Genomic DNA, 19,068 nt, shown 5'->3' on the forward strand with positions numbered 1-19,068 from the left:
GAAGGGAGGGAATCGGATGAAGCAAAAAACAGGAGTTCCTCGACTGCTTGAAATCGCGGGCGAAAAGCGTGGATTATTAATCGTCTCGGCTTTGCTCTCTACAGTGAGTGCAATCAGTATGCTGGTGCCGTATGCGTCGGTTTACTTTATTTTAAAGGAATTATTGGAGTATGCTTCCAATCCTGTCTTGGCCAATGGGGATTTAATGATTCGTTGGGGTGTTATCGCCTTGCTTGGCCTTCTCGTGAGTCTAGTAACAATGTATGCAGGGGGAATGGCTTCGCATCTTGCGGCATTTCGTATTTTGTACGGTTTGCGTGTTCGTCTCGCTTCCCATATTGGAAAATTACCACTGGGCTGGTTGAGCGGAACCTCTACAGGTGCTGTCAAAAAAACGCTGGAGCAAAATGTAGAAAAGGTAGAGACATTTATCGCTCATCAGCTACCTGACTTAGTCCACGTGCTGGTTACCACGATTCTGATGATTATTGTCATGTTTTACCTCAATATTTGGCTTGCGGTTGCTTGCATGATACCTATTTTAATTGGATTTGGTGCTCAGTTATTTCTCATGACTGGCCCAAAAATGAAAGATAGTATCAAGCTTTATTATGACTCACTGGAGAGGATGAATGGCTCCGCCGTCCAATATGTGAGAGGGATGCCAGCTATCAAGGTTTTTGGACAGACTGTGCATTCGTTCCGCAAGTTTCATGTCGATATGATTCTTTATCGTGATTATTGTGTGAATGTTACAAATCAGGTGGAAAAGGGATTCTTGATTTTCAAGGTGACACTGGGCTCTTTTGCGGCATTTTTTTTGCCTGTCGGAGTTTTCCTGCTGAGTAGTCAGCCAGAAAGCATCGCATTTGCTTCCACACTGTTGTTTTTTTTAGTGATGGCCCCTGGGATTTCTTCTTCTATGTTTAAAATAATGTATTTGACGTCAACCTTGCGGGAAATAAGTGAGGGGGTAGAGCGAATTGATCAGATAGTAGCAGAAAAGCCAATCCCAGAGCCTGAAAATCCGCAGAAGCCGCGTAGGTTTGATATTCAATTTGATCATGTTTGCTTTTCGTATCCATCCAGTGAAAAATTTACTAACAGCTCTTCTGACATCTCTACTGGTGACGAAATACTCTCACAGATTTCCTTTACAGCAAAGCAGAATCAAGTGACGGCTTTAGTGGGACCCTCGGGTGCTGGTAAGTCAACGGTTGCCAATCTGGTACCGCGCTTTTGGGATGTAGGGGAGGGAGCGATCAGAATTGGGGGAGTGGATATTAGAGAAATTGCAGGTAAGGATCTGATGAATACGGTGGCGTTTGTCTTTCAGGAGACCTTTTTGTTCTACGATACCGTATTTCATAATATTGCAGTCGGAAGTCCTCATGCCTCTTTAGAGCTGGTGATGGCGGCAGCCCGGGCGGCGCAGTGTCATGATTTTATCAGCAAGCTTCCCAGTGGTTACGATACCTTGATCGGAGAAGGTGGCGTGTATTTATCTGGAGGAGAAGAACAACGTATTGCTGTGGCTAGAGCGATCCTAAAAAACGCTCCTGTGCTTGTGCTAGATGAGGCAACGGCTTTTGCTGATCCGGAGAATGAATACGAAATGCAGCTTGCTCTTAAAGAACTGATTAAGGGAAAAACGGTTATTGTTATCGCCCATCGACTGTCCACCATCCGAGATGCTGATCAAATCATCGTGCTTCATGAGGGGCGTATTTCAGAACAGGGAAAACATGAGGAATTATTGGCTTCTAAAGGGTTGTACAATCGAATGTGGCGCACGTATATAGACGCAGAGCAATGGCAGATCGGAATGGATGAGGAGGGAAGCATAGGTTATGAGCATGTTGCACAACATCACAGTGGGTAATCCTAAAATGCTGATTAAACCAGTCGTCTATACCACATTGGCTAACCTCGTAGGAATTCTGCCATTTATACTATTGGTAGAAGTAGCACGTCTGATCTTCCAGCCTTTCACCAGCTCAGGTGTGGAAATGGATTTTGCAAGGCTATGGTGGGTATGCGCAGGTCTGGGGGTGTCCATGGTCTTCTTATATCTGTGTGAGCTTCCGGCATACCGAGCACAATTTCGTGGAGCTTATAACGCAGCGGTGGATGGAAGAACAAGGTTGGCAGAACATGTAAGAAAGCTTTCGCTGGGATTTTTAAACAAACGTGACCCAGGGGACCTTGCCAACATGATGATGGGAGATATCTCATTAGTAGAGCATGGGATTTCTCATGTTGTTCCACAGATGATCGGCGCACTCATTATGCCTTTTCTTGCTCTGATCGGGCTGTCTATATTAGACTGGCGCATGGCGTCGGCTATGTTTTTGGTATTTCCAATAGCGATCGCCCTAGTGCTCATGACTTCTAAATTACAACGCAAGCTTGGCAGTCAGCATATGCGAGCCAAGATAGATGCGGGTAATCGTTTGCAGGAATATTTACACGGAATTCGAGTGATTAAGGCCTATAATTTGACTGGTGAAAAATTTATACGTTTGGAGAACTCATGTAAAGAGTTGATGAAGCGCAGTCTCCTAATCGAGGGTCTGCTTGGACCGATTGTATTGAGCGCAATTGCATGCTTACGAGCAGGACTTACTGTCATGGTGATTGTAGGTGTTCATTTATTGCTTGGAGGCAGTCTTGATCTCATGACATTTGTTACTTTCTTACTTGTTGGTACACGAATTTTCGAGCCCTTAACAGTTGCGCTTATCAATTATGCAGAATTTCGTTATCACGAGCAGGCAGGGGAACGAATTGTGCAATTGTTACATGAGCCAATTATGTCTGGAGAGCTTTTGCCCCCAGAGTGCCACGATATTGAATTAAACAACGTTACCTTTGGCTATCAGGATAAAGCTGTGCTGCGTGAGGTGAGCTTACGTTTGCAGGCAGACTCTTTTACCGCATTGGTCGGACCGTCAGGAAGCGGGAAAAGTACGGTTCTTCGCTTGATTGCTCGCTTTTATGATCCTGATCAGGGGACAGTTACCCTGGGAGGCGAGGATATCCGCCGTATGAACCCTGAGGAGCTATTACGCAAGGTATCTATGGTTTTTCAGGATGTGTATCTGTTTCAAGATACCATTGCAAATAACATTAGATTTGGCAAAAGTGATGCATCCCAGCATGAGATTGAGGAGGCGGCTAGACTCGCCTGCTGCCATGATTTTATCGCAAAGCTACCACAGGGATATGATACGTTGGTGGGAGAGGGCGGAAGTACGCTTTCAGGAGGCGAAAAGCAACGAATCTCGATTGCACGAGCTATTTTAAAAAACGCTCCCATTGTTTTATTGGATGAAGCAACTGCATCACTGGATCCTGAGAATGAGGCGGAGATTCAAAAGGCTATTGACCAGCTTGTGCGAGGGAGAACTGTCATTGCGATTGCTCATCGGCTAAAAACAGTGAAGGCAGCAAGCCAAATCGTTGTGTTGGAGAACGGACAGATCAAAGAGCAGGGGAAACATGACGAACTCCTCGCGTTAGGCGGGCTGTATGCACGCATGTGGAGATTGCAACAAGAAGCTCGTGGATGGGGTGTATCTAATTAAGTAGATTGGTTTTCTATATCAATAAATTGTAAAGAGTAAAGCCAAGGCCTGAGGTATCGTACCCTCAGGTTTTATTTTTTGTACAACATGTGCTGGAATATCATTTTATCGCATACATAAGCAGCTAGGATATGATAAACTGCTTATAAATGAGAATAATTATCATTAGATGCAGCATATATCACAACCTTTGTGTGCGCAGATAGGAGGGGAGAAAATGATTGTTCAAGCAGAAAATACAGAGCTTACAGATTTCAATGCAAATGTTCTACATCAAATCCTAGGTCATTCCTCTGTAGAGCCCTATGAGCATTGCGGCAGGATACCGTCCCATCTTGGCGAAGGTCATTTCAGTTGCATGCAGCTTCGGGACGGCATGGAATTGCAGATGAGCGATATGATTTTATATGAGAACGTTTCGTTTGATGTAGGCATTCGCTATCCGCATCTTGAGCTTGCGTTTACGCTAGATGGGGGTGGGTATTTCTCTGTTGAGGGACAAAACAAGGATATTGTAACAGAAGCAGGTAGTGCCCAACTCGTTTATTTACATGATATAAGATTTCATGCCGAGCAAATCAAAGAAAGACCAATTGTTCACATGGAGCTGCGCATGGATGCGAGGCTTTGGGGCAGCCTGTTTCCAAATATAAAGCTTGGGAATAATCAGTCCTTCCTCTATCTTCAGGATACGATTCGTCCGAAAATGCAGGTTCTACTACAGCAACTGCGCAATTGTTCTTATAGCGGGTCAGCCAAGCGCCTTTATATGGAAGGAAAAACCTTAGAGCTTTTGGCATTATTTATCTATGAAATGGAAATGGGGCAGGTCAAAGGGCGCAGCAGGTTAAAAAAAGACGATATTGATCGAATTTATTTAGCTCGTGATATTTTGATAAAAATGCTAGGCCAGCCACCCAGCCTGCTTGCTCTATCGAAATTGATTCATCTGAATGATTACAAGCTCAAGATCGGCTTTAAAGAAGTGTTTGGTATGACTGTATTTGAATTTGTTAGACAACAACGGATGGAAAAAGCGAGAATGCTATTGGAGAATAATAAGATTAGTGTCAGCGAAGCTTCCTCGCTCGTGGGCTATCATAATTTTAGTCATTTTGCCTCTTTATTTCGCAAAACATATGGTGTTAACCCAAGTGAATATGGCAAGAATGCTTTAAAGTAAAGAGGATGTCAGAAATGCCTATCATATTCAGCCGCTATAGATGAAAATGACCGCCAAGGATCAGCTAAGGCGGTCATTTTTGTGTATCCTGATACACCTAGCACATTACATGACCAGCAGATGCTTCCAAAAACTCAAGTTGCAATCATCCTCGTATTTTTTCATGTATAATAAGCGAAAGTAAGGTATGAAGGGATCAGCTATAGATTTGTCCATGCGGCAATTAGGATGAATGGCAAAAAATAAATCAACTCTTTACAGAATATAGGGAATGAGGAACGAGTTTTGAAGACATTTAAAAAGATGTACATTGAAATTACTAGTGTTTGCAATCTTGCCTGTAGCTTCTGTCCACAAACAGGTCGACAAGCTAGGTTTATTAAGCTAGACACGTTTACCAATATTTTGGATCAAATTAAACCACATACAAAGCACATCTATCTTCATGTGAAGGGCGAACCGCTCCTGCATCCTAAAATTGATCAATTGCTAGATGTAAGCCATGAAAAGGGATTTAAGGTCAACATTACGACAAACGGAACCCTTATTCAAAAGAATCGTGCCAAGCTACTGGGTAAGCCAGCCCTGCGTCAAATGAACTTCTCGTTGCATAGCTTTGATGGTCATGAAGGCTCTGTTGATCGTGATAAATATTTATCCAACATTCTATCCTTTGTTCGAGAGGCGGCGGAGCATAATGTAATCATATCCTTTCGTCTCTGGAATCTGGATAAAGATAACGCAACGAATCTTCAAAGAAATAGGAACAGAGAGACCTTAGAGATGCTGGAAAAAGAATTTAATCTGGACTATAAGATTGAAGAAAAAGTAATTCCGGGTAGCGGGGTTAAGATTGCTGAACGAATTTATCTCAATCAGGATCATGAATTTGAATGGCCGAGCTTACACGCGCCCGAGGATGATGGAAAAGGCTTTTGCCATGCCCTTCGTACTCAAGCAGGAATCCTCGTGGATGGAACGGTTGTGCCGTGCTGTTTGGATGGGGAAGGTGTGATTAATTTGGGCAATGTCCAAACTACACCTTTCTCTGAAATCGTAGAGAGCGAGAGAGCAAACAATCTTTTTGACGGATTCTCAAGACGCGAGGCTGTTGAGGAATTATGCAGAAAGTGTGGATATCGAAAGCGGTTTGGAGCTTAGTGTGGATTATGGAGATTATTAGCATAGAAGTAACCAAAAAAAGAACACCTATAAAATTAGGTGTTCTTTTTTTGGGTTGCATAAAATCTGTAAAATATTCAAATTTATGAAACCTTCTTTATTATATATGAGGGCATTAGTTACTAGAGAGATTAATTTAGTAAAAATAAGTTAATTTATTTTTTATTGATTATTAAAATTGTATATATAATACAAAAAATTCAATTGTAGTAACTTGTTTTTTGAATTACATAATGATAACATGTAGAAAAAATAGCAAATAATACCAATTATTTAAAAAATGAGAGGATAAGTCGATGGGTAAGGAATCGATTACAGTTGTGACCGGATATCATTTTTGTATAAATAAAGAACGAATGAGCTCGAATAAATGGTTTGGCAAAATAAATGATATGGTATTCACCTCAACATATACACAAAAACCGTTTAAAATTCATCAAAAATTGACACCGTTTCTTCTGCAATCCGTTGCTTACGTTGTTTCTGTATTAAAGCAGAAAAATCTTTTACCCAGGCCAGATCGAAGAGGAGTCATTATGAATGTGCCTAATGCTGTCTCTGCAGAAATTGACTCTTACCTCAATGCTTTTCATCAACCGCGCAGAAGAATTAGACCTCATCAGAGCTTAGCTATCGATTCAAGTTCTCCAACCGCACTTGTTACACTTCAATTCAATTTTAAAGGACCCTCTGCCACATTAACTGATCGGTATGGCGGCTTGAGTGGTTTAGGTTGGGCATACAATCTGTTAAGGGAGAATCGTTCTGATTTAATGATAGTAGTTGATATAGACCGAGAGTCCTCCTTAACAGATGATTTTGTTGGAAGTATCAGCGTTGCGGCGTTAATAAAGGAGTCTTCCACGGGAGAAATAGCACCAGTTGGAAAACTAACGGATTGGACATTTGAATATCCGAGAAAAGACAGTTTATACGGCAATAAACTAGAACAGGTAATGATCTGGCTGGAATCGGAAAACTCATCGCCATGGTTTGGTTATGTCGATCCTGACAACTGGGCAATTTGCTTTACGAAATCATAGGGGGGAGCACGGAATGAGAGTGGGTATCGCTGGTTTAGGTATCGTTTCTCCTTATGGATTCGGTTTTGAGCTATTTGCCAAAGGTCTGCTTGCCGGGAAAAATGCCCTTGCCTCCTTAACAAGATTTGACGCCCAAGGGTTTCGATCTCAAATAGGCGGACAAGTTGACTTTCAAAGTGATAAATTGGAAGAATCTATAGCGCAAATTTGGTTGAACAAGGCCTTACAGGAGGCAATAGAGCAGGCAGAGTACAAGCTAGAGATATGGCGTGATTGCAAAAAAGCTATTATCTTACCAGTTGTCTGCGGGGATTCTATGTCTGGATTTGGAGAAAGGGCAGAGGTATGGGTGAAAGACCCTCTAGAGTTCCTCCCTTTTGAATGGCGTGAGCAAACACCCGTACTACGTTTGTCAGCAGCATGTTCTTCTATCAGTTCTGCAATCGCAATGGCAAAAAGTCTTGTCTCACAAGGACAACTAGATATGGTAATGATTGCACGAGCAGAACTTCTTAATGAATATGAATATGCTTCGCTCGATATTGTTAAGGCTATTTCAACTGAGACAGCGCGTCCCTTTGATCAAAATCGTAGTGGGATTTTAATAGGAGAAGGGGCGGGGGTCATTTTACTTGAGTCAGAGGAATGCCTGCGAGATCGTGGGAAAAAGCCACTAGCCTGGATAGATGGAATTAGTCATATCGTTAGTGGGTATGAAACAAATATGGTTGAGCTAGATAAAGACAGTGTGATACATACGATGTGTGAGGCGTTAGAGGATGCAAAACGTAAAAAAATCGATTGTATTCAGGCTCATGCAACAGGTACCCCTCAAGGTGATCTCGTTGAGGCAGTAGGCATTGTGGAGGCTATAGAGGAGGGGAGTATGATCCCGGTAAGCTCACATAAAGGGGCAATTGGACATTTGCTACGCTGTTCAGGAGTAATGGGATTAGCCGCAGGGGTCCTTTCTTTGCAAACGAACGTTATTCCAGCAACTCTTGGTTTGATAAATCTCGACCCGGCTTGTCCGGTTCAGGCGGTAATCGGACATAGTATGAAGGCAACAGTAGAGTCTGTGCTTATCAACAGTTTTGGCTTCTGCGGAAATTATGTGTCTATGGTAGTTACCTCACCTAAATAGTGAGAAACATAAGCATTAGCAATGCATTGCGATATAAAAAATTTATAAGATCGTGTCGGAAAGTAGGATGAAATATGAGTTTGATACACGTTTCTAATCTACAGAAAGAATATGCTTATTACAGAAAGGAGGTTGGGTTGCTTAACTCTATTAAAAACCTATTCCATCGGGAAAAGCTGGTCAAGGAAGCGGTACAAAAAATTTCATTTGATATCGATGAGGGAGAGATGATGGCTTTTCTTGGACCAAATGGAGCAGGAAAAACAACAACTTTGAAAATTTTATCCGGCATCTTGCATCCCACTAGTGGAGAAGCAACTGTGATGGGGTATGTTCCATGGGAACGTAAAAAGGAATTTAAAATGAAATTTTCGATTGTTATGGGACAGAAAAGTCAGCTATGGTGGGATTTGCCCGCTAATGAATCCCTATTTTTAAATAAATTCATTTACGAAGTAGAAGATCGAGAGTATCAGAAGACGTTGGATGAGCTAACAGAATTACTTGATGTCAAGGATATTTTAGATGTACAAGTGAGAAGGCTTTCCTTGGGAGAACGAATGAAGCTAGAATTGGTGGCCGCATTAATTCATCGACCTAAGGTTATCTTCTTGGACGAGCCTACAATTGGATTAGACCTTATCTCACAGAAGAGCATCCGTAAATTTCTAAAGTATTACAATGAAGAGACGAAGGCTACGATCATTTTGACAACACATTATATGAAAGATGTAGAAGACCTTTGCAAAAGGGCTATTATTATCAATCAGGGAAAGATTGTGTATGATGGCAACTTAAATAAAGTAAACGAATTGCTGAATCAGAAGAAGCTCGTTAAAATTCAATTTTCTACCCCTGTTCCACAATCAGCTGTAGAAGCTTACGGAATTGTGAGGGAGCACAACGAATTTGAAAGTCTTATCGAGCTTGATCGTGAATTTTTAAAGCAAAACTCTAAGCTGATATTGGAGCATTTGCCTGTAAGTGACATTAATGTAGAGGATATCCCCATCGAAGATAGCATTACGATTTTGTATAAGAAGGATGAGAAAAATGAGAAGGTTGCGCAGTTTTAGGAAATACATTCATACCTTTCAATTAGGGATACAGACAGCAGTGGAATATCGAGCTAATTTTGTGTTGGGAATTGTGGGAAGTGTATTCTCCATCACCATATTAACCTACTTATGGACAGCTATTTTTGATAGCCAAAGTCCCGGGTCTACCGTTTTTGGATATACCTTTCAGGAGATGATCACGTATACACTGATTGCGGCAGTAACTGCCAAGATTATTCAAGCTGGTTTTGAGTATGATGTAGCGGAAGATATAAAGGAGGGTGGGCTTAACAAATTTATCATTAGACCGATTGGATATCTTCCTTACAAAATTTATTCGTTTCTTGGCTCTAAGCTAATTTATATTGTGGTCAGCTTTTGTTTAATCTTTCTCATTTTATTTGTCTTAAATAGACTGATCCAAGTAGAGATTAACCTCGTTAATATCGGTTATTTTCTGATTACACTCTTACTTGCTCTCGTATTAAACTTCTTTATCTTCTTTAGCATTACTACCATAGCTTTTTGGCTTGAAAATGTTTCTTATATTTTTGAAGCTCCGAAAATTTTGCTTGTAATATTAAGTGGAGGGATTTTTCCGCTAGATGTCTTCGATGATACAATTCTCTCCTTTCTAAACTATTTGCCATTTAAATATACGGTCAATTATCCAGTAGATGTGCTTATTGGGAAGTACCAGGGGATAGAACTGGTGACAGGTATGGGGCTACAAGTATTCTGGATTATCGCTTTTGCTGTTCTCTCCAAATTGTTATGGGGCATCGGTATTAAAAAATATATAGCTATAGGTGGATAAACATGGCATGGGTTAAAGAAGTGAAAAAAATGGTAAAAATTTACTATCTATTTTGTAAAAACTGCTTAATGGCGCAGATGGAATATCGTTTTAATTTTTTTGTCGGAGTCATTGTGGAGAGCGGTTTTGTATTATCCAAGTTGATTTATATCTTTGTGATATACCAGTCAGGTTTGATTATTGAAGGATTAAGCAGAGACTCTATTCTATTGTTCTCAGGTACATTTATGCTGGTTACAGGGGTATATGTTAGTCTTTTCGTTGTTAATTTTTTTAAAATCTCAGAGGATTATATACACGAAGGAAAACTAGATTTATACATTACAAAACCAATATCCCTACAATTTCTTACCACAATGAGATATATAGATTTTGGCTTGGCGATTCCCAATCTGATTGTCGGAAGTGTGCTGTTGGTAATGGGATGGAGTCGATTAGGAATTGAGGTTAGCTTGGCTAATATCGCAGGCTACACCCTATTTTTAATTGGAGGAATTGTAATTAGTTACACAGTCATGTTGATTCCGCACCTCTTTTCGTTTTGGTTTATTAAAACATCCGCTGTAAATGATTTGAGCAATGATATTTGGGAATTTGGGCACATGCCAGCAAGAATCTATGGTAAAACAATCCAGACCATCGGTATTTACATTATTCCGTTATTTTTAGCGAGCAACTTTGGACCATTGTATCTCCTAAATCAATTAAGCGTGGTAAATATGATGTGGGGTATTCTTGCTCCGCTAGCATTGTTGCTTTTGACTCGATTACTGTGGAAGGCAGCGGTTCGGAATTATTCTAGTGCAAGCAGTTGAGTTTTTATAAGAGAGGTGAAAAATGAATGAAATTCTCAGTTAGCTTTTTTTCGAACGTAAATGATACCACAGCCCAAAACATGCAGGATCACTATGAATTTCTATTCGAAGTAATCCAATATGCGGAGAAGAATGGCTGGTATGGTGTCTGGTTTCCTGAGAGGCATTATCATACCTTTGGTGGGTTATTTCCTAGTCCATCCGTTTTTGCAGCGGCTGTAGCAAGGGAAACAAAGAAACTTCGTATTCAAGTTGGAAGCGTCATATTGCCTCTCCATTCGCCCATTCGAATTGCAGAAGAATGGGCAATGGTGGATCAATTGTCAAAAGGGCGAGTAAGTATTTCCTTTGCTTCTGGCTGGAACCCCAACGATTTTAAAGAAAATCCAGAGCATTTCGATCAGCGGAAAATACGAATGTGGCAGGGAATAGAAAGGATTGAAAACCTTTGGAATGACAAAGAAACAGATGTAACTATATTTCCAAAACCCTATCAACAACAAATCCCGATTTATGTAACAGTAGCTTCTTCTAAAGAAACCTGTTATGAGGCTGGAAAACATGGATACCATTTGTTAACCCATTTTATTTTTAATGATATGAATGATGTAAAGCAAAAGATTGAGTTGTATCATGCTGGATTACGTGAGGGAGGTCATAGCATAGAAGACAAAGATGTAACTATCTTGCTTCACACCTATCTTGATCATGATCTTGAAATGGTAGAAAAGACTGTAAAGAATGCTTTTTTTGAGTATCAGCATGCATTCCTGTCATTGGCAGAGATGATCCCCCATTATGAAAGTAAACGAGAAGAAGAGATTGCAAAAACAATGATGCTTAGGAAATATTCTCCTCATTATTCCTTGCTAGGTACTCCAGAGACTTGTTCAACTGTATTGAGGAAGCTAGAGGAGATCGGGGTTACGCAAGTTGCTGCTCTGATAGACTTTGGATTACAAAGACAGAAAATCATGGAGAGCTTGGAACGATTGCAGCTACTTGTAAAAGAGGAGAATGCCCAGACTATTTGATGAAAGGGAATGGAAAAAATGAAACAAGCGAAGATACGTAAAATCCTACAAGACCTGCTTGAAATCAAGGAACCTATTACTGAATGTGACGACTTAACAAAAATGGGGTTAGACTCTATGACTACAATTCGTTTAATTGTAGCACTAGAGCAAGCATTTGATCTGGAATTTAGTGAGGAAGATCTCTTGTTGGATAATTTTCGAACTGTTGAGAAAATAAGTGGTTTAATCAATGTAAGACAATCAGAGAAATTAGTTTATACAGAAAAGAGTGAGTGTTAATGAAAAAACAGTATCATGTAGCCGGAACACTTTCTCAATCGCAGGCAGAAGCGATTACTTCGAAATTGGTGTATAGTCTTGAGGGGATTTCTCATTGCTCCTTCTATCCTGAAACAAAGCAAATTGAAATTGACATCGTTGATAAAAGCAAAGAAACACAGATTGACCAGGTTATTCAGACCATGATTGAGGAGCAAAAGGGTATACGTTCTTTTCCTAATCGGATCATACGAAAGACCGATGGAGACATCACAAAAATACGAATCAATGAGGAAGAAATGCTAGCAGAGTTTTCAGAGCTTATTCGAAAGGAGTCTGCTGTTACTTTATATGAGGCATTACAACGTCTTTTTGCGGAATACGCAGAATCTAAACAAGCGAGGGCGAGAATATATTCGTCCTTAATTCCAAGACAGACAATGGAAAAATGCCAGTATGTGAAAAACTTCCCACAAAACCTTTATGTAGTTGCCGAATTTCCTCATGAGTATGAAGTGCTTAATCAGGTTGGTCAAACTGATAATTATGAAAAATATACTCGTTGCAGTGAGTATCTTCTTTCACCAGCTCTATGTTTTCATTGCTATGAGGAGTATTCTAATCAGACATTGCATGAACCATTATTACTTAGTACAGAAGGGATTTGTTTCCGTCATGAGGCACCATGGCGTTTGGGAAAACATCGACTTCATAATTTTCGAATGAGAGAGTTTGTTTTTATGGGGAATGAGTCCTTTGTCGAAGAAACAAGGTCCTTTTTTTTAGATTTGATATGGAAATTATTTGTTGATTTAGGATTTAATGGTTACATAGAGACGGCACATGATCCCTTTTATTTTCCTCATCATGCTGAGAAAAGTCAGTATCAGCTAATGGCTCACATGAAATATGAGCTAATTATCTCAACTGACATGGGGAATTTTTCAATTGCGTCATTTAATAATGTAAAAGACACGCTATGTAAAGAGTTTGGCATTACTGAACCAAACGGTTCAATATTGCATTCAGGATGTGTGGCTTTTGGGATTGATCGGTGGGTATATGCCTTGCTGGCTGTATATGGTACACAGCTTCATGAATGGCCTGCTCAGATAAGAGAAATCTTGGATTTATAAATTCTTACCTTTAGATAAATAGAAGGAGGCTTATTACTAATGATTTTTGCTACAAACGAAAGAGACGTGCAATTAAAACGATTGGACAAGCTTATTTCAGGAATCCGAACGAATAAAGCAGAACTGTTAGAAATTTTAACGGAGATTGCTACTTATGATAGTGCTGAGGCTGAGATAGAATCTTCCCTCTCTACTCTACTTGGAGCTGAACAGGAAGTGGAGCGCTACAATCCTCCTTCTATTAATCGGATTGCAGTTTATCATTCATCAAACGTTTTGTTGTACTCCTATGTCTTATATGCTGCTATTCCAAGTTTATTTTGCAAGGAAATCTTGATTAGACCCTCTACAAAAGCTTTATCTACAATGGTAAAGCTTCATGATTTCATAATGAAACAGGCGGACATGCCATCTCAGCTACTTCCTATTTCTCAACGGAAATTTAAAGAACAGGCAGGACAGCCAGATGTAGTTGTCTTTACTGGAAATTATGAGAATAGTTTGAAGGTGCAAAAAACCTATCCACACTCTTTGTTCTTGTATTTCGGAGCGGGAATTAATCCATTTATCGTTGGACAAAAAGCAAATCTAGCAGATGCTTCTAAGCGAGCTGTGGCTGCACGCGTCTATAATTCGGGACAGGATTGTATGTGCCCCAACGTTTATTTTGTCCACGAGAATATTAAAGAGAATTTTCTATCTACACTGATTCAGGACATTAAAGAATTACGCATTGGTAAGCGAAATGAACCAGGAAATGTAATAGCTCCGTTATTTTATGAGGGGTTGTCAGAGCAGGCACAGGAGTATTTCACACCAATAAAAGATCGTATTGTTTACGGTGGATCGGTGGATGTGTCCAGTAATTATGTAGAGCCTACTGTTGTCGTGTCCTCTCTTGAAAAAATTGGTGAGGTAATTGAGTTTTTCTGTCCGATCTTTCATGTTGTAACCTATCGAGATGAACAAGAGGTAATAGATTGGTTACATGCTCCTGAGCGTATAGAGAGTACTCTTGGTGCTTCTGTTTTTGGAATACCAGAATTAGCTGAAAAATTACGCTCTACCCACATCGTGTCAGAAAATGTAAGCCTGTACGATATTGAAAACGGAAATAGCCCGTTTGGTGGTTATGGTTTACAGGCAAATTATGTGTGTTATCAGGGAAGTTTTACTAGTCGTCCTCTTTTAATCTCCAAAGAAGTATCAGTCGCATTCAACAATAAGGAACTACATCATTCATAACTAAAGAAGGATGTGAAATAATGGAAGCAGTAGAAAGTCTGACGATCTGGGATGCTTATGCGAGAGTACTTGCAGAACAGGGCATAACAAAGCTGTTTGGTATGGTGGGAGATGGTGGGGGGTTAATTGAATCCGCTTATAAAAAAGAAGGAATAGGCATTTTCACGGCACGTGACCAACGAATAGCGGTTGGAATGGCAATGGGGCATGCTCAGGTATCAGGGAGTCCAGCCGTGCTTGTTACTAGCCCAGGACCTGGAATTGCAAACTGCATAATGGGTGTTTTAGAGGCATATTCGGCCGCTGTACCTTTAATTATTATCTCCAATGCTACTGCACGGAACATGCGCGGTGAAGGGGCATTTCAAGAAACCAATTCCATTGCCATGATGCAACCCGTGACTAAATGGTGTTATCGTGTAGAGCATCCAGAGAAAGCCATTTGGGCTTTGCGACGTGCTATTTTTTTAGCTGTTAATGGAAAACCGGGGCCAGTCTATCTTGAGATTCCAGATGATCTAACATGGATGGAGCTAAGCAGTGAATCGTTCTCTGATGCTGATAAAAGAAACCTTGATGAACAAGGACCGATTTTTTCGCAGCCTGAAGAAGAGAGTATACGTAATTTATTCGCTCAACTAACGAAAGCAAAGCGTCCTATCCTCCTATTAGGCGGGGGGTGTCAACATCGGCCATTTGTGTCTGAATTAACAATCTCTTTAGCAGAGGCACACGGATTAGCTATCTTTACTACAGCATCTGGAAGAGGAATCGTAGATGAGAGGCATCCCAATGCTTTTGGAAATGTAGGCTTGTATACGTTACCGCAAATCAAGAAGCTCCTTTTTGAGGCAGATTTGATTATAGCGATTGGAACTCAGTTAGAGGAGACAGCTTTAATGGGATGGAAGGAGGCCTTATTACATTCATTCTTTGTACATATTGATTGCCATTATGAGTCGCTGGAACGTTCTGTTCATGCCAATTACAGGTTGCTTGGAGATGCCCAACTGTCTTTGCAACTCTTGTGGAAAATGTCAAGCGAGAATCTGAATTGGATTACGACTAACAAAAATGAGTGGATAAAAAGAATGCAGGAGGTAAAAAAAGAAGCTCTGTCAGTATGGGCAGAAGTAGAAGATATAAAAGCACCTGTGAGAAGGATGCTTAAGGGAATCGAACATGAATTTGGAGAGCATGTCATCTTGGTTCAAGATAATGGGCTACATGATATGTGGGGATATTCGTATCCTGTTTATACGGTGGCTCCGCCCAGCCGCACAGTGGTTCCCGGTGAACAAACAGCCCTAGGTTTACCGATGGGTATATCCTTAGGAGCTAAGATTGCTGCTAGAAAAGCGAATGTTATTGCTTTACTTGGAGACGGTTCGTTTGAAATGGGATATTCAGCTGTGGGGAGTGCCGCTGAGCATCAATTAGGTATCACTTTTATTGTCATAAATAATGGTGGATTTTCTTGGCCAAGATTTCAGCAAAGCATGAGCGAAATAGAAATAGGCTGCTCTTTTCAAATAGAGCTAGACTATGCAGCTTTAGCTAAATCGGTTGGCGGCTATTATGCTAAACTGACTGACCTAAATGAGTACCAAAATGCATTAAAAGAAGCAAGGCTGTATACAGAACAAAATAAGATTGCTTTGCTAGAATTAATAGTTAGTTGGGACCAGGATTTACCAATTACGGTGATGATGCAATATGGAGACAAAGAACAGTAAGTATGTCTCATGGGAACATTCGATTAAAAAAGGTATGTAGATGTCTAAATAAGCTAGGAGGAATCCCATGAATCTGGCTATTCCCACACACCACCCTGTCATGTATAACAAGCGAAAGGAATTTTTAGATTGCTTAGAGTATCTTATTTGTTCTTATATTCAAGGATTTGGAGTGCCGTATCACTGGCTTTTGTCCGACAGATGGGGATTTTATTATCGAAGCATCGATGATTTTACAGCAGCCAAGGAAGAGGTATTAATACCTTTTCCAGATACATTACAAAAAATTTACAAGGCAGAGTTCCTTCATTATGAAAAACGAGAGCTATTGGATGTAGTGAAGGAAACCATTAATCAAAATCGACATCTTTTCACTGTTGTGGACGGTAGATTCTTTCCATGGTATACAGATATGGAAATTTTCTCTCATTTTGTTTTAATTCAAGACTATGATCCTGTATCCAAGCTTTTTTATATAACAGATTTATGGCCGTATGAATTTTCTGACTGGTTCCCGATTGAACCTACCAAACAAGCTTATGAAGTAGAAGGTAGGTATAGCTTTACATTGACCGAACCATCCCTACAAATCAATGACGAACTGCTTCGACAGCAATTTAGGTCCGTGTGTAACAAAATTAATGGTACTGATACCGGATATGTGGGCTATCTCAGCGGACAAAAAGCACTCCTTGCGTGTCAGCAAGATATGATATTACATGGGAAAGACTTAGGAGCTCATCTGGATAAAATATTTGACATGTTAAAACGAGTAATAAACTATCGAGATGGATTTCTTGAATTCATTTTATATGCAGATCAGGATCAAACAAGCCCAGTTTACAAGGAAATAGACCCGGCACTAATTATTTTAGTAGAAGAGACGGTAAATGTTTGGGCTGTCTTTCGAAATTACTTAATTAAGGCAAAGGTTACAGGAAGCACTAATTTTCAAAAACAGATTGATTGGGTGAATAAAATCATTGAAAAAGAAAAAGAAGTTTATGAAAAAATAATCAAATATTTCTAAATTGATAGAAAAGTAATTGAGGTGCTTGAACAATGGATATGAGAGAGGCACATATAATTGATTTGGCATCCATTTATAATACAAAAGGAGTATCAATCCAAGACCCAAAGCTGGTTGCTCAGCTGGATCATATACACAGCAGCATTCCAGGAGAGATATTTCCAAGCGATGAAGTAATTTCATACCAAGGAATCCCTTTTGCCTTTCCATTAACTGAAGCGGTTGATAACGATGTTATAAGTTGTGATGGCCAAATCGTTGAAGTAAACGCTCAAAGGTCCTTTCAAACCTTAGCTTTCCTCGGTTTTTCATTATTTGGCGATTATCAGGATAAATTTACAATTCATTATGCGGATGGGGTGGAAGAAGAAGTGCGATTTGGTTTAACTAACTGGAAACAGTATAAAACTGGAACGCCACTATTTGGAGAGCAGATAGCGATGTCTCTCCCCTATTATGTAGAGAACATGATCCTTACTGAACTTCCAAGAACCGTTTGGCTGCAAAAAGTAACTCTTCAGCATTCGGGGCACATCAAGCAAGTTATACTGCCAAGAAATCCATATTTGATTGTAATTGCTCTTACCCTGTGTAACGTATAGAGCCTACAGGTTGGAAAGGAAGCGTTACAGCAATGAAAATACCATTTCTACCAGAAAGAAAAGCTCCTTACTACTCTATTTGTCTTCATGTCATCTTGCATGAGCGATTAAGGAATGAGGGAATGACTAGTTTTCTTAGCTTACATCCTAATCTAGAGATGTATAGTGTAACAGTTTATTCTAAGAAACAAGACACAATCAACATGCAGTATGGTTTATGGGATGAATATATAGATTCTTTCCGTTTAGGTAAGCTGGGTTACGGAATCAGCCCAGAGCATATGGGTTATGAAGTAGAGAATATCTCGTTTGCTTCCTATGAGGAAGGAAAACAAGCTATTATGCATAATATTCAAAACGGAAAACTTTCGTTGATTGGTGCTTCATATTTTCACCTGCCTTATAGCGAATTTTATCATAGTGATAAGTATCTAATAAATTACAGTAGTCTCCACCCCGGAATTACGAAGCATTGGATATCTGTATATGGGATAGATGAGCAGAAAGCACTGATCTATGATGGTGTTCCGGGAGATTACGTTGGGAGTATACAACTTCAGGACTTTGAAGCGTGCTGGCGTGGAGATCGAGCTATAAAACAATTAGAAAACAATTCGAAAGTACAGGGGAAAAAAGAGTTTCAAATGCTACAGCTATATGAAGTTTCAAAAATAGAACAAAGTGATGTTATGAAACTAATGGAGAGTGTAGCCACTACAGTTGCTTTTGAATATACTCGGGGGTTGATCATTCGAGAAAATAACGAAACACATTACTTTGGAAGAAGTGCAATTCATCAGTTAGTAGAGGATTTGGGCTCCTATTTACAGGATGATCAACTAGGCGGGGAACACCTTTCTGATTATGGTCAAGCTGTTTTGGAAATAAAACTGATGCGCTACTATTATCTGGATTTGCTTAAAGATTTGGTAATGTTATACGGTTTTGTTTATGAGGAGGACTTGGCCCAGTTTGAGAAGATTGTGAAACGATGGGAAGTCATCAACATTGGTCTGATGAAGCATATTTTACGACAGTCACCACTTAAAAAGTTTTTAAAAACAACAATTGAGTCAATAGAGCAAGTGGGGATGCAGGAGAATCAATTTTTTATTGAGTTTCTTCACAGACACTCTCATATTTCCTTAGTAGAGCCCATAAAAACAATCCAAATATGATCTCCCAGAGAAGGGAA

The 19,068-nt window shown here is 39.9% G+C and carries 17 protein-coding genes; all 17 read left to right on the plus strand.

All coding sequences use genetic code 11. The features are described from left to right. Positions 1-16: 16 nt before the first annotated feature. The 17 genes from BRLA_RS02920 (at position 17) to BRLA_RS03000 (ending at position 19,051) form a co-directional block, all read left to right on the plus strand. The gene (locus tag BRLA_RS02920) at positions 17-1,882 is read left to right on the plus strand and encodes an ABC transporter ATP-binding protein (protein WP_003335580.1); all 1,866 of its coding nucleotides are present in this window, start codon (positions 17-19) and stop codon (positions 1,880-1,882) included. Continuing rightward, the gene (locus tag BRLA_RS02925) at positions 1,851-3,587 is read left to right on the plus strand and encodes an ABC transporter ATP-binding protein (RefSeq protein ID WP_003335579.1); all 1,737 of its coding nucleotides are present in this window, start codon (positions 1,851-1,853) and stop codon (positions 3,585-3,587) included. Before BRLA_RS02920 ends, BRLA_RS02925 begins: the two co-directional genes overlap by 32 nt. Before the next feature lie 217 nt (positions 3,588-3,804). Continuing rightward, positions 3,805-4,770, plus strand: a complete 966-nt coding sequence (locus BRLA_RS02930) for an AraC family transcriptional regulator (protein WP_003335578.1) — start codon at positions 3,805-3,807, stop codon at positions 4,768-4,770. Positions 4,771-5,055: 285 nt separating this feature from the next. Then, positions 5,056-5,931 carry a radical SAM/SPASM domain-containing protein gene (locus tag BRLA_RS02935; protein WP_003335577.1) on the plus strand — a complete coding sequence of 292 codons (876 nt, stop codon included), beginning with the start codon at positions 5,056-5,058 and terminating at the stop codon, positions 5,929-5,931. Positions 5,932-6,248: 317 nt separating this feature from the next. Further along, complete coding sequence (locus tag BRLA_RS02940; protein WP_003335575.1) at positions 6,249-6,995, plus strand: beta-ketoacyl-[acyl-carrier-protein] synthase family protein; 747 nt, start codon at positions 6,249-6,251, stop codon at positions 6,993-6,995. A 13-nt stretch (positions 6,996-7,008) separates the two neighbouring features. Further along, entirely contained in the window at positions 7,009-8,139 is a 1,131-nt protein-coding gene (locus tag BRLA_RS02945; RefSeq protein ID WP_003335574.1) for a beta-ketoacyl synthase N-terminal-like domain-containing protein, read from the plus strand. A gap of 74 nt (positions 8,140-8,213) precedes the next feature. Next, positions 8,214-9,215, plus strand: coding sequence for an ABC transporter ATP-binding protein (locus BRLA_RS02950; protein WP_003335573.1), 1,002 nt, complete (start codon positions 8,214-8,216; stop codon positions 9,213-9,215). After that, positions 9,193-10,014 (plus strand): ABC transporter permease, encoded by an 822-nt coding sequence (locus BRLA_RS02955; RefSeq protein WP_003335572.1) that lies wholly within the window; start codon positions 9,193-9,195, stop codon positions 10,012-10,014. The genes BRLA_RS02950 and BRLA_RS02955 overlap by 23 nt, the downstream gene beginning before the upstream one ends. Positions 10,015-10,016: 2 nt before the next feature. After that, on the plus strand, positions 10,017-10,829 hold the full coding sequence (locus BRLA_RS02960) for an ABC transporter permease (protein ID WP_003335571.1): 813 nt from the start codon (positions 10,017-10,019) through the stop codon (positions 10,827-10,829). A gap of 26 nt (positions 10,830-10,855) precedes the next feature. Further along, a complete protein-coding gene (locus BRLA_RS02965; RefSeq protein ID WP_003335570.1) occupies positions 10,856-11,863 on the plus strand; it encodes a MupA/Atu3671 family FMN-dependent luciferase-like monooxygenase in 1,008 nt (335 codons plus the stop codon). Between the two features lie 18 nt (positions 11,864-11,881). Next, the gene (locus tag BRLA_RS02970; RefSeq protein ID WP_003335569.1) at positions 11,882-12,145 is read left to right on the plus strand and encodes an acyl carrier protein; all 264 of its coding nucleotides are present in this window, start codon (positions 11,882-11,884) and stop codon (positions 12,143-12,145) included. Next, a complete protein-coding gene (locus BRLA_RS02975; RefSeq protein ID WP_003335568.1) occupies positions 12,145-13,260 on the plus strand; it encodes an aminoacyl--tRNA ligase-related protein in 1,116 nt (371 codons plus the stop codon). The genes BRLA_RS02970 and BRLA_RS02975 overlap by 1 nt, the downstream gene beginning before the upstream one ends. 39 nt (positions 13,261-13,299) lie before the next feature. Continuing rightward, a complete protein-coding gene (locus BRLA_RS02980) occupies positions 13,300-14,505 on the plus strand; it encodes an aldehyde dehydrogenase family protein (protein WP_003335567.1) in 1,206 nt (401 codons plus the stop codon). 20 nt (positions 14,506-14,525) lie between these two features. After that, positions 14,526-16,241, plus strand: coding sequence for a thiamine pyrophosphate-binding protein (locus BRLA_RS02985; RefSeq protein ID WP_003335566.1), 1,716 nt, complete (start codon positions 14,526-14,528; stop codon positions 16,239-16,241). A gap of 67 nt (positions 16,242-16,308) precedes the next feature. Beyond that, positions 16,309-17,271, plus strand: coding sequence for a hypothetical protein (locus BRLA_RS02990; RefSeq protein WP_003335565.1), 963 nt, complete (start codon positions 16,309-16,311; stop codon positions 17,269-17,271). A gap of 32 nt (positions 17,272-17,303) precedes the next feature. Next, the gene (locus tag BRLA_RS02995; protein ID WP_003335564.1) at positions 17,304-17,873 is read left to right on the plus strand and encodes a hypothetical protein; all 570 of its coding nucleotides are present in this window, start codon (positions 17,304-17,306) and stop codon (positions 17,871-17,873) included. A gap of 32 nt (positions 17,874-17,905) precedes the next feature. After that, the gene (locus BRLA_RS03000) at positions 17,906-19,051 is read left to right on the plus strand and encodes a cysteine peptidase family C39 domain-containing protein (protein WP_003335562.1); all 1,146 of its coding nucleotides are present in this window, start codon (positions 17,906-17,908) and stop codon (positions 19,049-19,051) included. Positions 19,052-19,068 lie beyond the last annotated feature (17 nt).

It is taken from the genome of Brevibacillus laterosporus LMG 15441 (assembly GCF_000219535.2).
Lineage (GTDB): Bacteria > Bacillota > Bacilli > Brevibacillales > Brevibacillaceae > Brevibacillus_B > Brevibacillus_B halotolerans.